The sequence below is a fragment of the Herbaspirillum sp. FG34 genome (genome assembly GCF_057809315.1).
On record NZ_JBMDJS010000005.1, the window covers coordinates 103,495 to 118,231 of the forward strand.

Annotated in this window: 16 protein-coding genes; 9 read left to right on the plus strand and 7 right to left on the minus strand. The window is 62.9% G+C overall.

From position 1 onward, the window contains the following. Positions 1-22: 22 nt before the first annotated feature. Genes ACODSZ_RS08395 through ACODSZ_RS08415 form a run of 5 tightly spaced genes read left to right on the plus strand, consistent with a single transcriptional unit; the run spans position 23 to position 4,632 of the window. Positions 23-1,030 (plus strand): ABC transporter substrate-binding protein, encoded by a 1,008-nt coding sequence (locus tag ACODSZ_RS08395; protein ID WP_008325461.1) that lies wholly within the window; start codon positions 23-25, stop codon positions 1,028-1,030. A 21-nt stretch (positions 1,031-1,051) separates the two neighbouring features. Continuing rightward, complete coding sequence (locus ACODSZ_RS08400; protein WP_008325462.1) at positions 1,052-1,909, plus strand: ABC transporter permease; 858 nt, start codon at positions 1,052-1,054, stop codon at positions 1,907-1,909. A 10-nt stretch (positions 1,910-1,919) separates the two neighbouring features. After that, positions 1,920-2,723, plus strand: a complete 804-nt coding sequence (locus tag ACODSZ_RS08405; RefSeq protein ID WP_008325465.1) for an ABC transporter permease — start codon at positions 1,920-1,922, stop codon at positions 2,721-2,723. Beyond that, on the plus strand, positions 2,720-3,814 hold the full coding sequence (locus ACODSZ_RS08410) for an ABC transporter ATP-binding protein (RefSeq protein ID WP_488927391.1): 1,095 nt from the start codon (positions 2,720-2,722) through the stop codon (positions 3,812-3,814). Before ACODSZ_RS08405 ends, ACODSZ_RS08410 begins: the two co-directional genes overlap by 4 nt. Further along, complete coding sequence (locus ACODSZ_RS08415) at positions 3,811-4,632, plus strand: phosphodiesterase (protein ID WP_175344240.1); 822 nt, start codon at positions 3,811-3,813, stop codon at positions 4,630-4,632. The genes ACODSZ_RS08410 and ACODSZ_RS08415 overlap by 4 nt, the downstream gene beginning before the upstream one ends. Positions 4,633-4,695: 63 nt before the next feature. Here the strand turns inward: ACODSZ_RS08415 and ACODSZ_RS08420 are convergent, their stop codons facing one another. From ACODSZ_RS08420 to ACODSZ_RS08440, 5 genes are all read right to left on the minus strand, one after another. Next, a complete protein-coding gene (locus ACODSZ_RS08420; protein ID WP_175344239.1) occupies positions 4,696-5,022 on the minus strand; it encodes a barstar family protein in 327 nt (108 codons plus the stop codon). Positions 5,023-5,034: 12 nt separating this feature from the next. Beyond that, a complete protein-coding gene (locus tag ACODSZ_RS08425) occupies positions 5,035-5,478 on the minus strand; it encodes an ExbD/TolR family protein (RefSeq protein ID WP_175344238.1) in 444 nt (147 codons plus the stop codon). 33 nt (positions 5,479-5,511) lie between these two features. Then, positions 5,512-6,207, minus strand: coding sequence for a MotA/TolQ/ExbB proton channel family protein (locus ACODSZ_RS08430; RefSeq protein WP_008325475.1), 696 nt, complete (start codon positions 6,205-6,207; stop codon positions 5,512-5,514). Between the two features lie 157 nt (positions 6,208-6,364). After that, the gene (dapB, locus tag ACODSZ_RS08435) at positions 6,365-7,171 is read right to left on the minus strand and encodes a 4-hydroxy-tetrahydrodipicolinate reductase (RefSeq protein ID WP_008325477.1); all 807 of its coding nucleotides are present in this window, start codon (positions 7,169-7,171) and stop codon (positions 6,365-6,367) included. A gap of 36 nt (positions 7,172-7,207) precedes the next feature. Further along, positions 7,208-7,756, minus strand: a complete 549-nt coding sequence (locus tag ACODSZ_RS08440; RefSeq protein WP_008325478.1) for an outer membrane protein assembly factor BamE — start codon at positions 7,754-7,756, stop codon at positions 7,208-7,210. 212 nt (positions 7,757-7,968) lie between these two features. On the opposite strand from ACODSZ_RS08440, the gene fur reads away from it, so the two are divergent. Next, positions 7,969-8,394, plus strand: a complete 426-nt coding sequence (gene fur / locus ACODSZ_RS08445; protein WP_008325479.1) for a ferric iron uptake transcriptional regulator — start codon at positions 7,969-7,971, stop codon at positions 8,392-8,394. Positions 8,395-8,512: 118 nt separating this feature from the next. Here fur and hrcA read toward each other — a convergent pair whose 3' ends face one another. Both hrcA and ACODSZ_RS08455 read right to left on the minus strand, forming a co-directional pair. Further along, on the minus strand, positions 8,513-9,541 hold the full coding sequence (gene hrcA, locus ACODSZ_RS08450; protein WP_008325480.1) for a heat-inducible transcriptional repressor HrcA: 1,029 nt from the start codon (positions 9,539-9,541) through the stop codon (positions 8,513-8,515). 70 nt (positions 9,542-9,611) lie between these two features. Then, a complete protein-coding gene (locus ACODSZ_RS08455; protein ID WP_488927392.1) occupies positions 9,612-10,340 on the minus strand; it encodes an HAD family hydrolase in 729 nt (242 codons plus the stop codon). Between the two features lie 36 nt (positions 10,341-10,376). On the opposite strand from ACODSZ_RS08455, the gene ACODSZ_RS08460 reads away from it, so the two are divergent. The 3 genes from ACODSZ_RS08460 (at position 10,377) to hemH (ending at position 14,177) form a co-directional block, all read left to right on the plus strand. Then, on the plus strand, positions 10,377-11,294 hold the full coding sequence (locus tag ACODSZ_RS08460; RefSeq protein ID WP_008325482.1) for an NAD kinase: 918 nt from the start codon (positions 10,377-10,379) through the stop codon (positions 11,292-11,294). Positions 11,295-11,373: 79 nt separating this feature from the next. After that, positions 11,374-13,020, plus strand: a complete 1,647-nt coding sequence (gene recN / locus ACODSZ_RS08465; protein WP_241822427.1) for a DNA repair protein RecN — start codon at positions 11,374-11,376, stop codon at positions 13,018-13,020. 47 nt (positions 13,021-13,067) lie between these two features. Beyond that, positions 13,068-14,177 carry a ferrochelatase gene (hemH, locus tag ACODSZ_RS08470; protein ID WP_488927393.1) on the plus strand — a complete coding sequence of 370 codons (1,110 nt, stop codon included), beginning with the start codon at positions 13,068-13,070 and terminating at the stop codon, positions 14,175-14,177. The last annotated feature ends 560 nt before the right edge of the window (positions 14,178-14,737 follow it).

The window sequence follows — 14,737 nt, forward strand, 5'->3', positions numbered from 1 at the left end:
AACCTCTAGGAAAGGATCTGACATGTTCCTGAAACGTGTTATTCAAACTGCTGCCGGCGCGCTGTTGCTGTCGGCTTCCCTGGCTGCATCGGCCCAGACCGCGATCTGCTACAACTGTCCGCCCGAGTGGGCCGACTGGGCCGCGCAGATCAAGGCCATCAAGGACAAGACCGGCATCACCGTGCCGCCCGACAACAAGAACAGCGGCCAGGCCCTGGCCCAGCTGACCGCCGAGAAAGCCAGTCCGGTGGCTGATTTCACCTACCTGGGCGTGTCCTTCGGCATCGAAGCGAAGAAAAAGGACCTGGTGGCCGCCTACAAGCCGGCGCACTGGGATGACATTCCCAACGGACTGAAGGATCCTGACGGTTACTGGGTCACCATCCACTCCGGCACCCTGGGCATCATGGTCAACGTCGATGCCTTGAAGGGCAAGCCCGTGCCCAAGTCCTGGGCCGACCTGCAGAAGCCCGAATACAAGGGCCTGATCGGCTACCTCGACCCGGCCTCGGCCTTCGTCGGTTATGTCGGCGCGGTGGCCATCAACCAGGCCATGGGCGGCACGCTGGACGATTTCTCGCCGGCCATCACCTACTTCAAGAACCTGCAGAAGAACCAGCCCATCGTCCCCAAGCAGACTTCCTACGCGCGTCTGATCTCGGGCGAGATCCCCATCCTGCTGGGCTATGACTTCGACGCCTATCGTGCCAAGTACAAGGACCACGCCAACGTGGCCTTCGTGATCCCCACCGAAGGGACCGTCACCGTGCCCTACGTGGTCTCGCTGGTGAAGAACGGTCCGCACCAGGCCGACGCCAAGAAGGTGCTGGACTTCCTGCTGTCCGACCAGGGCCAGGCCATCTGGGCCAATGCCTACCTGCGTCCGGTGCGTGCCTCGGCCATGTCCAAGGAAGCTCAAGCGCGCTTCCTGCCGGCTGCTGAATACGCCCGTGCCAAGTCGGTGGACTACGGCAAGATGGCCGAAGCCCAGCGCAAGTTCGGCGAGCGTTACCTGGCCGAAGTGCGTTGAATGCAGACCGCAGGAGCAAGCATGAAAAGCATGATCCCCTCCGTCTCCGGTGCGCGCCCTCGGACCGCAGGCAACGGCGTGTGGCTGTGGTTCGCCCTGCCCGGGTTGACGATCTTCTGCGCCTTCTGGCTGCTGCCCATGGTGCGGCTGGTCGGTGTGGGCGCCTCGGGACCGGAGGGGGCGATGGCCTATCTGGCGGTGCTGACCAACCGTCATTACTTCACCAGCCTGGTCTCCACGCTGTTGTTGTCGGCGGTGGTGACGGCTGCCACGCTGGCCATCTCGGTGTTCGTGGGCTTGTTCCTGCAACGCAATCGCTTTCCCGGCCAGTCGCTGTTGCTGGCCATGCTGACCTTCCCGCTGGCGTTTCCCGGCGTGGTGGTCGGCTTCATGGTCATCATGCTGGCCGGGCGCCAGGGTCTGATCGGTTCATTGACCAACTGGCTCTTCGGTGAATCGTTGGTGTTTGCGTATTCGCTGGCGGGGCTGTTTCTGGGGTATCTGTATTTCTCGATTCCTCGTGTGATCCTGACCGTGGTGGCCGCCGCCGAAAAGCTCGACCCGTCGCTGGAAGAAGCGGCGCGCTCGCTGGGCGCCAGGCCCTGGCAGGTGCTGCTGCACGTGGTGCTGCCGGCACTGCTGCCGGCGCTGATCTCGTCGGGTGCGATCTGTTTTGCCACCAGCGTCGGTGCCTTCGGGACGGCCTTCACGCTGGCGGCCAATATCGATGTACTGCCCATGACCATCTATAACGAATTTACCGGCTACGCCAACTTTGCCACGGCCGCTTCGCTGTCCATCGTGCTGGGGCTGTTCACCTGGGCCGTGCTGGCGCTGGCGCGTTCGCTCACCGGCAGCGGCGTTGCGGCGGCGGCATAAGGAAGAGGCCATGCAGAATCGTTTCCGTTTTTATCTTCAGCTGGCCTTCACGCTGCTGGTCTGCGCCTTCCTGGTGGTGCCGGTAGTGCTGTCGATGCTGGCCGGTGTGACCGAGAATTTCTTCGTCGGTTTGTCCAGCGGGCTCACGCTGCGCTGGGTAGCCCAGGTGTGGGACATGTACCAGCCCACCATCTGGCGCTCGCTCATCATCGCGCTGGCCTGCCTGGCGGTGACGCTGGTGGCGGGTGTGCCGCTGGCCTACATGCTGGCGCGCTATCGCGGTGGTCACAGTCGCCTGGCGCGCATCATCGAAGAATTGCTGATGATGCCGGTGGCCGTGCCCGGGCTGGCCACTGCGCTGGCGCTGATCATGGCCTATGGTCAGCTGCGCGAGTTCCGCGCCAGCATCTTCTTCATCCTGGTCGGCCATGTCATCTTCACGCTGCCCTTCATGGTGCGGCCGGTGCTGGCGGTGATGCAGTCCTCGCAGCTGGCGCAACTGGAAGAAGCCGCCGCCAGCCTCGGTGCCGGGCGCCTGCGTCGATTCTTCGGCATCGTCATTCCCAATGCGGCCTCGGGCATTCTGGCCGGGGCGCTCATGGTCGTGACACTGTCCATCGGCGAATTCAACATCACCTGGATGCTGCACACGCCGCTGACCCAGACTCTGCCGGTGGGTCTGGCCGATGCTTACGCATCGATGCGGCTGGAGGTGGGATCGGCCTATACGCTGATCTTCTTTTTCATGATCATTCCGCTCCTGATCGGCATGCAGTGGGCGACCCAGGCAACACGCAAGAAAGTCAGTCTATGAAGCCCAAGCAAGAAGCCGTTTCCATCCGCCTGCAGCAATGCGCCAAGTCCTTTTCCAACGGTACGCGTGCGCTGCAGCCGCTGGACCTTGATATCCATCCCGGTGAAACCCTGGTCCTGCTGGGGCCCTCGGGCTGCGGCAAGACCACCACGCTGCGCATGATCGCGGGGCTGGAGTTTCCCGATACGGGCGGGCAAGTCTTCTTCGGTGACGAAGACGTGACTGCCCTGCCGATTGAAAAGCGCGGTGTGGGCATGGTGTTCCAGAACTATGCGCTGTTTCCCAACATGAGCGTGGGCGAGAACATCGCCTATGGCATGAAGATACGCAAGATCCCCGCCGGCGAACGCGCCGAGCAGGTGGAACGCCTGTTGGACATGGTGCATCTGCAGGGCCTGTCGCATCGCCGCGTGGACCAGCTCTCGGGCGGCCAGAAGCAGCGCGTGGCATTGGCGCGCGCACTGGCCATGGAGCCGCGCGTGCTGCTGCTGGACGAACCGCTGACCGCTCTGGACGCCAAGCTGCGCGAAGCCGTGCGCAGCGATCTCAACAAGCTGCTGCGCGGTCTTGGCATCACCGCCATCTACGTCACCCACGATCAGGGCGAGGCCATGGCGCTGGGAGACCGCATCGTGGTCATGGAACGTGGCAGGATCTCGCAGATCGGCACGCCGCGTGAAATCTACTATCATCCGGCTAATGACTTCGTGGCCGATTTCATCGGTGCGATGAATCGCGTGCAAGGTATCGTTTCAGGAGATAGATTGTTGTTGCCCAGCGGAAGCCTGCCGCTGCTGGAGCAGATCGATGCGGCACAACAAGGGCAGCAGGCCTGCGCGTTGTTCCGTCCCGAAGATGTCGAGGTAGTGGATGTCACCGAAGCCGATGCCCAGTGCGTGCGCGGCAAGTTGCTCAACATCTTTTTCCTCGGCGACCGCAGCCGTTTTGAAATCGAGATCGGTACCGAGCGTCCCGTCATCGCAGAGACCAGCCGCCGTGGCTGGTGGGAGGCCGGGCAGCAGATCGCTATTCGCGTGCCCGCCGAGGCACTGGTGAAACTGGCGCCGCGCGCCGAGAAGGAGACCGCATGATCCTGGGTCAGATTTCCGACCTGCACATCAAGACCGATGGCAAGAAATCCTATCGCGTGGTGGATACCGCCGAGGCCTTGCGTCGCTGCGTGCGGCAGGTCAATGCACTGAAGCAGAAGCCGGATGTGCTGGTCATCACCGGCGATCTGGTGGACTTTGGCAAGCCCGCCGAATATGCCTGCCTGCGTCAATTGCTGGCGCCGCTGACCATGCCCTATTACCTGTTGCCGGGCAACCATGACGAGCGCCGTGCGCTGCGTGCCGCGTTTGCCGACCATGCCTACCTGCAGCAGGGGGGCGAGCGCATCGAGTATGTGATCGAGCAGTATCCGGTGCGCATCATTGCGCTCGATACCGTGATCCCGCGTGCCAGCGGTGGCGAACTGGCTGCCTCCAGCCTGCTGTGGCTGGATGAGGTGCTGGCGCAGCAGCCGCAGCGTCCGACCGTGATTGCCATGCACCACCCGCCCTTTACCACCGGCATCGGACACATGGATGACATGGGGCTGGTCAATCCGCAGGCGCTCGAAGCGGTAGTACGCAAGCATCCGCAGGTCGAGCGTATCCTGTGCGGGCACCTGCATCGCTCCATCCAGCGCCGCTTTGGCGGGACGCTGGCGACGACTTGTCCGGGGGTGTCGCATCAGGTGCAACTGGATCTGGATGCACAGGCACCGTCCTGCTTCGTGATGGAGCCGCCGGGTTTCCAGTTGCACTGGTGGGATGCGGCGGCGGGGAGTCTGGTCAGCCATACGGCCTTCATCGGGGAATTCGATGGGCCGTATCCGTTTTATGATGGGGATGAGTTGATCGATTGATCTGTGCAATAGATCAATCGGGGCCGCCGCAGCGATGGCGGCGATGAATGGAAGTAGGGGATATCACTTCCAGACCAGCGCAATCACCGGCGGCTCGCCATAATCCTCGCAACGGTCATTGATGGCCGTGCAGCAGAATTCCACATCTTCCACCAGCGCCGGCAGGCGCTGGTGCAGGTCGGCGCTGTGGCTGATCTCGATGGTCAGCACTTCCTTGGGTTTGAGCCTGAACTTGCACATGCCGTCGTCATCGCGCAGATAGGACAGGCAATCGACCCAGGCATCCATGCTGCGGCCATAGAAATCCGGGAAGCCGAAGGCTTGCGCGCTTTCGGTGTGGAAGCTCTCCCAGTCGGTGATGCGGTCGCCCGCCAGTTGTACGGTGGCCATGCCTGCTCTCTTTCAGTTTGCTTTCTTCTCGCGCTTGCCGCCGTCCTTGGGATCGGTGACGAAGCCCAGCTTGGTCAGCCCCGCACCCTGCGCGGCTGACATCACTTCGGCGATCATTTCATAACGGGTCGACTTGTCGGCGCGCAACTGCAGCTCGGGCTGCGGTTTTTTGGCCGCGGCAGCCGCCAGGCGCGCATCCATGTCCGCTTCGCTGACCGGCTGGTCGTCCCAGTACAGCTTGCCGGCGGCATCGATGCCCAGGGTGATGGTCTCCGGTTTTTCCGGGGCCGGGCTGGACTGCGCGGTGGGCAGGTCCAGCTTCAGGGCGTGGGTGAACATGGGCGCGGTGATGATGAAGATCACCAGCAGCACCAGCATCACGTCCACCATCGGGGTGACGTTGATGTCGGCCATCGGGCCCGAGTTGTGGTTGTCGTTGAATCCGCCGAAACTCATGATGGACTCCTCTCGAAGGTCGTGTCGAAGAAATTATTTGCGCATGCCGCCGACGCGCTCGCCGGTGGTCAGGTACGCATGCAGGTCGTGCGCGAAGCCATCCAGTTCGGCCAGCACCACGCGATTGATGCGGGTGAAGGCGTTGTAGGCCAGCACGGCGGGGATGGCTACCAACAGGCCCAGCGCGGTCATGATCAGCGCCTCGCCCACGGGGCCGGCCACCTTGTCGATCTGCACCGTGCCGCTGGCCGAGACCGCCACCAGCGCATGATAGATACCCCAGACAGTGCCGAACAGACCGACGAAGGGGGCCGTGGAGCCGACCGAGGCCAGCAGGGTGAGGCCGCGTTCCAGGCGCGCCGAGACCCGGTTGATTTCGCGACGCAGGGTGCGCGTGATCAGTTCACCCGGATCGGTGGCGGCGTTGAGCGATGGCGTACCTTGCTGGCGGGTGCCGATGTCGGCGGCTTCGGCGGCGCGTTCGGCCATGGGGGTGTAGATCAGTTCGCTGTCCACGCGCTGCATGGCGGCGGTGGCATCGGCCAGGGTCGGTGCCTGCCAGAACTGTTCCAGCGCATTGCTGCCACGGCGGATGCGCCAGGCGGCCCAGGCCTTGGAGAGGATGTAGAACCAGCTGGCGATCGACATGAGCAACAGCAGATAGGCCACCGAGTGGGAAACGGCATCGCCTTGCGCCCAGTAGTGGGCAAATCCAATGTTCTGTTCCATGGTAGGTGCTTTCGGGAAAGACGCCGCGCTTGCGGCAGGGAGTCAATGACGGTGAAGTCCGGGGCAGTCGCTTGGAGCGGCCGGCCCCAAAAAAATTCGCTGCCGGACCTGGTGGGGCGCGGCAGCGTCGGGCATTTCCTGTGGTGGCGGGCCAGGCTTACTTGAAGCCCAGCACATCCTGCATGTCATACAGGCCGGTCTCTTTGTCGGCCAGGAAGCGCGCGGCGCGCAGGCTGCCCATGGCGTACGAGACGCGGCTGGACGACTTGTGCGAAATCTCGATGCGCTCGCCGATGCCGGCAAACAGCACCGTGTGATCGCCAATGATGTCGCCGCCGCGCACGGTGGCAAAGCCGATGGAGGACGGATCGCGTTCACCGGTGACGCCTTCGCGGGCGTAGACGGCGACGTCATCGAGCTTCTTGCCCAGCGCATCGGCGATGACTTCGCCCATCTTCAGCGCCGTGCCGGAAGGCGCATCGACCTTGTGGCGGTGATGGGCTTCGATGATCTCGATGTCGTAGCCGTGCGAGAAATTCTTGGCCGCCAGTTCCAGCAACTTCATGGTGACGTTGACGCCCACGCTCATGTTGGGGGCGGCCATGATGGCGGTGCGCTTGGCGAATTCGGCGATGGCCGCTTTGCCTTCGGCTTCGAAGCCGGTGGTGCCGATGACGACCTTCACGCCATGGGCGGCGCAGTATTCGAGGTGCTTGAGGGTGCCTTCCGGACGGGTGAAGTCGATCAGTACGTCAGCCCCGGCCAGGCCGCGTGCCAGGTCCGATTCAATGATCACGCCCGTGGTTTTGCCCAGGAACAGGCCGGCATCGGTGCCGATGGCCGCTGAGGTGGGCGTATCGAGGGCGCCGGAGAGCTTGAGATCCTCGGCGTTGAGGATGGCTTCGATCAGCATGCGGCCCATGCGCCCGGAGGCGCCGGTCACCGCGATATTCAATGCAGTCATGTGAAACTCGGAAGAAGGAAGTGCAGGAGACAGGGCTTACTTGTTGGTGGCCGAGGAAGGCGCCACCGGCGAGGCCGGCTTGATCTCGCTCTCATCCTTGGGTTTGTCAGTGAAGCTGGCCTTGGAACCGACCTTGGCATCGGTGATCAGGGTCAGGTATTCACTTTCGGTGGGCAGGTTCTGGCCGCCTTCGACGTGATCCAGCAGGTCATCCTTGAAGAACACCGAGACGCGGCTGGTCATGATCTCGCCATTGCCCTTGGCCAGGCGGAAGTCGTAATCCCAGCGGTTGCTGTGGAACATGTCGGTCAGCAACGGCGTACCCAGCACGAAGCGCACCTGGTCGCGGGTCAGGCCCGGGCGCAGTTGCGCCACCATTTCCTTGGAGACGAAGTTGCCCTGCTGGATGTCGATGCGATAGGGCTTGAGGAAGCCGAACAGGCTGTTGCTCTTGCCGGTCACCTTCACGCCCGAGGTATCGGTGGGCGCCGCCTGTTCCGGCGCCTTGGTCGAGGAACAGCCGGCCAGCGTGACGGCCAGTGCGGCCAACAGGCCGAGGGCAGCGGTGTGATGACGGGACTTCATTCGGGAAAGCATGCGCATAAAGATTTCAACCGGGTTGAGCCATGAGCCTAAAGCACTATATGATAAGCTAGAACTTACTTCTTAAATAGGCATGAGTGCGTTCCGGGTGTAAAAGGGCGTTCCCCACCGCCCCGCCGGAACGGTCCGCCAGGTCTTCCCAGTGGACCGCCGCGCCTGTTCGAGACCAGTAAACCCCGGGAACCCACTCTACCATGCCGAACAATCCATCCGAACTGAAGGCCAGCGGCCTGAAGGCGACCCTGCCGCGCCTGAAGATCCTTGAGATCTTCCAGAACACTTCGGTGCGCCACCTCAGCGCCGAAGACGTCTACAAACAATTGCTCTCCGACAACCTGGACGTGGGTCTGGCCACCGTGTACCGTGTGCTGACCCAGTTCGAGCAGGCCGGCCTGCTCCAGCGCAATCACTTCGAAACCGGCAAGGCCGTCTTCGAACTCAACGAAGGCTCGCACCACGATCACCTGGTCTGCCTGGATTGCGGCAAGGTCGAGGAATTCTTCGACGCCGAGATCGAAAAGCGCCAGATCAAGATTGCCCAGGAGCATGGTTTCGAGATCGCCGACCACGCCCTGGCCCTCTACGGTCATTGCAAAAACTGCAAGAAAGTGAAGAAATAAGCCCGCCATCGCTTCCTGGCTCGATTTGAGCAAGGCAGCGTGAAGCAAAATGCAAAAAGCCACGTGTGGTCGCACGTGGCTTTTTTGCGTTCTGGCGGGATGGTTGTGCTGGCCGGGCTCAGTGCTGGCTCAGCGCGCTGGAGAGCAGTTTGGCGGTGATGTCGACGATGGGAATGACCCTTTCATATGCCATGCGGGTCGGCCCGATCACGCCCAGGGTGCCGACGATGCGGCCGTTGACCTCGTAGGGCGCGGTGACGATGCTCATGTCGTCCATCGGTACCAGCTGGGATTCGCCGCCGATGAAGATCTGTACGCCGGTGGCCTTGCTGGAGACATCCAGCAGCTGCAACAGCCCGGTCTTCTGTTCGAACATGTCGAAGAGGCGGCGCAGCGAATTCATGTTGGAGGACAGGTCGGTCACCGACAGCAGGTTGCGCTCGCCGGAGATGACCACGCTGTTGTCTGCCTCTTCGCTCATGGCGTCGCTGCCGGCTTCGACGGCGGCCTGCATGAGCGTGGTCATGTCGTCGCGCAGCTGGCGCAGCTCGCCCTGCAGATGCACACGCACCTGGTCGAAGCTTTGGCCGGCGTAATGCTGGTTGATGTAGTTGGCGGCCTGGGTCAATTGGCTGGGGGTGTAATCGACCTCGGTCAAGAGCATGCGGTTCTGCACATCGCCACCCTGGTCGACGATGACCAGCAGGATGCGCTTTTCCGACAGCCGCAGAAATTCGATCTGCTGGAACGCCGATTCGCGCTTGGGAGTCATTACCACACCGGCGAACTGCGACAGCGAGGACAGCACCTGGGCCGCATTGGTGATGATCTTCTGGGACGAGCCGCTGTGCTGCAGGCGCGACTGCAGGCGGCCTTCGAGGGCGCTTTCGTCGATGGCCTCGACGGTGAGCAGGGTATCGACGAACATGCGATAGCCGCGCGGCGTGGGCACACGCCCGGCCGAGGTGTGCGGGCTGGCGACGAAGCCCATCTCTTCGAGATCGGCCATGATGTTGCGGATGGTCGCCGGGGACAGTTCCAGACCGGACAGTTTCGACAGGGCGCGCGAGCCCACAGGCTGGCCGTCGGCGATGTACCGTTCGACCAGGGCCTTCAAAAGTGTGCGGGCGCGGTTATCGAGTTGCATGGGGCATATTCTAGCGGCATATCCGCCAAATGTGACGGCGACTCCGTCCTGGGGGACATTGTACGAAGAATCAGGCCTGCGTTTGCAGCCAGTCATGCAGCTCATGCAGGTCGCGGCAGATGGCGTCCGGCGTGATGCCTGCCGGCAGCGTGCGCTCAAAACGGTTCATCCACACCGCCCGCAGGCCGGCCTGCTGTGCGCCCTGTACGTCCAGCAGCGGGTCGTCGCCCACGTAGACAGTGGCCGCCGGGGCAACCTGCAACGCTTCGCAGGCGGCATGGAAGATGGCCGGGTCGGGCTTGGCGCGGCCGAAGCGGTGCGCGGCAATCGAGACGCCGAAGTGACCGGCCAGGCCGATGCGATCCAGGTCGGCAAAGCCGTTGGAGACCGAGCCCAGCGTCAGCCGTCCCCTCATGCGCAGCAGCGCCGGTTCCACGTCATCGAACAGCGCCACCGTGCTGCGCGCCTCGGAGAATACGGCCATGGCCGGGTCGACCAGCGCCAGGTCCACGTCATGCTCGCGGAAGACCTCGGACAGCGCCGTATGGCGCAGCTTCCAGAGGTCGATGCGATACATGGGATCGGTCTTCATCAAGGCCATGCGGCGTTCGCGCAGGCTGGCAATCGTATGGGCCGCCACCACGGCGGGCGCATGCTCGCGCAGCCAGTCGTAGAGCAGGCCTTCGGCGCGTACCAGCACCGGTTCGATGGCCCACAGGGTATCGTCGAGATCGAACAGCACCGCCTCAATGGAGGAGGGCGCAGGCGAGGAGGGCAGGGGGGAAGCGCTTGGTTTCATTACAATGTCATCTCAAATTATGGTCTAATCCGCAGCATGTGGCCCATCAAATTACCCGTTCAGGCAGCCGTACCCAAAACCGTCGCCATCGTCGGCAAGTTCCAGGCCGTCGGCATCGCGCAGATCTTGTCGGACATCGCCGTGTTCCTGGAGTCGCATGGCCACACCGTGGTCTTCGAGTCCGAGACCGCCGAGAACATCGCCCTGCAAGGCTATGACAGCCTGACGCCCGAGCAGATCGGACAGCAGGCCGACGTGGCCATCGTGGTCGGCGGCGACGGCACCATGCTCGGCATTGCGCGCCAATTGGCTCCGTACAACGTACCGCTGATCGGCATCAACCAGGGGCGGCTCGGCTTCATCACCGATATTGCCCAGGACCGCATGATACCGGCTCTGGCCGACATGCTGGAAGGCAAGGTCGAAGCCGAGTCGCGTTCGCTGCTGGAAGCAAGGGTCTACCGCGAGGGTAGCGAGATCTTCCGCGCGCTGGCTCTGAACGACGTGGTGGTGGCGCGTGGCTCCACCTCCGGCATGGTCGAGCTGCGGGTGGAGGTCGATGGCCGCTTCATGTACAACCAGCGTTCCGATGGTCTCATCGTGGCCACGCCCACGGGTTCCACGGCCTATGCCCTGTCGGCCGGCGGACCGATTCTGCATCCCAGTCTGCATGGCATCGTGATGGTGCCGATTTCACCGCATTCGCTGTCCAACCGTCCCATCACCCTGTCGGATTCCTGCGAGATCGTCATCCAGGTTGTGGCCGGACGCGAGGTCAGCGCCAACTTCGACATGCAGTCGCTCACCAGCGTGCTGCATGGCGACCGCATCGTGATCCGCCGCTCGGCGCACAAGATCACCTTCCTGCATCCCGAGGGCTGGAGCTATTTCGACACCCTGCGCGAGAAGCTGCACTGGAATGAATACCCGTCGATAGAAGGCCGTTTACAATAAGCGCGCCATTGTCCCGGCCGGCGTGTGCCGGTCTGCATGGCACCCCTGGCCTGTTCGTCCAACCCGCTGCGAGACCACCATGCTGCGTACCTTAACGATTCGCGACTTCGTGATTGTCGATGCCATCGAGCTCGAATTCGCGCGCGGATTTTCCGTCTTCACCGGCGAAACCGGCGCCGGCAAATCCATCCTCATCGATGCCCTGGCGCTGGCCATGGGCGGACGGGGCGACCCCAGCGTGGTGCGCGAGGGGGCGGCCAAGGCAGACGTGAGCGCCGACTTCACCGCCACGCCGGAAGTCATGGCCTGGCTGGACGAACACGAATTCACCGGCGAGCACGACGGCGTGCTGCTGCGCCGGGTAATCGACAATGCCGGCCGCAGCAAGGCCTACATCAATGGCAGCGCCGCCACCGCCGCGCAATTGCGCGAAGTCGGCGAGATGCTGGTGGATATCCACGGCCAGCATGCGCACCAGTCGCTGATGAAGGCCGATGCCCAGCGCCAGTTGCTGGACAGCCAGGCCGGTCTGCTGGAACCTGCGCGCGAAGTGGCCACCGCCTACAAGACCTGGCGCGCCCTGGCGCGTCAGCGTGAACAGTTCGAACAGGATGCGCGCAATGTCTTGCTGGAGCGTGAACGCCTGGAGTGGCAGGTGGCCGAGCTGCACAAGCTGGCCGTCAAGCCCGGCGAATGGGCCGACATCAGCACCGAGCACAGCCGTCTCTCACATGCCGCTGCGCTCATCGGCGGCGCGCAGGAAGCGCTGGGGGTGATCTCGGAATCGGAGTCCCCCATCCTCTCGCAGCTGTCCTCGATCACGCAGAAGCTGAGCAAGCTGGTCGATGTCGATACCGCCCTGAAGCCCGTGCTCGATGCCCTGGAACCGGCGCAGATCCAGTTGCAGGAAGCGGTCTATGCCCTCAATGATTACCTGGGCCGGGTCGAACTTGATCCGGCACGGTTGCAGGCAGTGGAAGAGCGCCTCGAAGCCATCCATTCGACCGCCCGCAAATTCCACGTCCAGCCCGATGAATTGCCCGAGGAACACCGCAAGCTCTCCGAACAATTGAAGCAACTGGCCGACGCCAGCGATCTCGACGCCCTGCGTGCGCAGGAAGACAAGCTCAAGGACGCTTACCTTGCCCTGGCGCAGAAGCTCTCCGGGGCGCGCGCCAAGGCCGCTGCCGCGCTGGGCGAGGCGGTCACGGCGGCGATGCAGGATCTGTCGATGGCCGGCGGACGTTTCGAGATCGCGCTCAATGCCGTGGAGCCGGCCGCCTACGGACTGGAGCAGGTCGAATTCCTGGTGGCCGGTCACGCCGGCGTGGCACCGCGCGCACTGGCCAAGGTGGCCTCGGGCGGTGAGCTGGCGCGTATCTCGCTGGCCATCTCGGTCATCGCCTCGGCCGCCACTACGGTGCCGACCCTGATCTTCGATGAAGTCGACAGCGGCATCGGCGGCGCCGTGGCCGAAGTGGTCGGACGGCTCTTGAAGCGCCTGGGCCAGGAACGCCAGGTGTTGTGCGTGACCCACCTGCCGCAGGTGGCCAGCCAGGCCAACCAGCACTACCAGGTCAAGAAGCGCAGCGAAGGGGGCAAGACCCTCTCCGACATCGACGGGCTGGACGCCAAGGCGCGCGTGGAAGAAATCGCCCGCATGCTGGGCGGACTGGAAATCACGGCCACTACGCGCAAGCATGCGCGCGAGCTGTTGGCTTCCTGATCGCGGCTGCCCTCACAAGAACATCAAGAACATCAAGCTCAACGACCATGCCCTTCCGCAAAGAACCTCCCTACACTCATGGCAGCCCGGCCTCCACCGCCGTGGTGCTGGTCAACCTCGGTACACCCGACGCGCCCAACGCTGGCGCGCTGCGGCGCTATCTCAAGCAGTTCCTGTCGGATCCACGTGTGGTGGAAATCCCGCGGGCGGTGTGGTGGTTCATTCTCAACGGCATCATCCTGCCGTTCCGTTCGTCCAAGTCGGCCGAGAAATACGCCAGCATCTGGACCGAGGAAGGCTCTCCGTTGCGCGTGCATACCCAGGCCCAGGCTACGGCGCTGGGCGCGCAGCTGGCTGCGCGCGGACATCATCAGCTGCAGGTGGTGTATGCGATGCGCTATGGCACGCCCTCCCTGCCGCAGGTGCTGGACCAGTTGAAGGAGCAGGGCTGTACGCGCATTCTGGTGCTGCCGGCCTATCCACAATATTCGGGCACGACCACGGCATCCATCTTCGATGCGGTCTTCGATCACTATCGTCAGGTGCGCAACATTCCCGAGCTGCGCCTGATCCGTAATTATCACGACCAGGATGCGTATATCCAGGCGCTGCGCCAGTCAGTGCTGGACCACTGGGACCTGCACGGGCGGCCGGACAAGCTGCTCATGAGCTTCCATGGCGTGCCCAAGCGCACGCTGATGCTGGGTGATCCCTATCATTGCGAGTGCTACAAGACCGCACGCCTGCTGGCGCAATCGCTGGGTCTGGCCGAGGATCAGTATCAGGTCACCTTCCAGTCGCGTTTCGGCAAGGCAGAATGGCTGCAGCCCTACACCGCCCCGACCGCTCAGGAACTGGGCCGCCAGGGCGTGCGTCGCATCGACGTGATGTGCCCCGGTTTCACCAGCGATTGCCTGGAAACCCTGGAAGAAATCGCCATGGAGGTCAAGGAAGACTTCCTTCACGCCGGTGGCAAGGAATTTCACTTCATCCCTTGTCTGAATGAATCTCCGGCCTGGATCAAGGGCATGGTGGAGCTGGTCGAGCAGCATCTGGCCGGCTGGCCGACCATGAGCAACGCCGCCGCCCGCGAGGAGCTGGCGCACCAGCAGCGCATTGCCGCCGAGCGCGCCAGGGCGCTCGGCGCGGATCGCTGATTTTTCACGAAGCTTCATATCGGCCTGCGCGCAACGGCGGCCTGATCACGTCAGCCTGCTAGAATAGCGGGCTGAACGCCTTTTGTTGCCTGTCCGGCAATGAGCCTGCCGGGTAGCGGCGGGCCAAATTGTTCATACAAGAAAAAAACCGGGCTGGCGCAGTCGTTCAGAGCGTGTATTCACCCACCAGATGGGTATAGCTGATCCAGGCGGTAGCGAGCAGGCTGTACAGGGCGACGAGAATGGTGGCCGCAATCAGTGGCAGTTTCATGATGACACCTTGTTGGCGCGACAAGAGAGGGGAAGTGGTAAAGCCGTCGAACGAGTTGGCCCCAGCGGGCGAGAACTCGAATTCAGTTTAGGTCGGGCTCGAATTAACTTGAAGTCAGAGTCCGTAATTTCTGTAAGCACGCGTAACATTTTTCTTCTTGAAATCGCAGAAATAGGCAAAAAGTCGCCGGAAAGTGCCAAAAAGCCCTTGAAAAAGCAGGGAGATACCTTACTTGTGCCGCATCCCATCGTGGACGGCGCCCTGCATCGGACCGCCGCACGCACGTAAC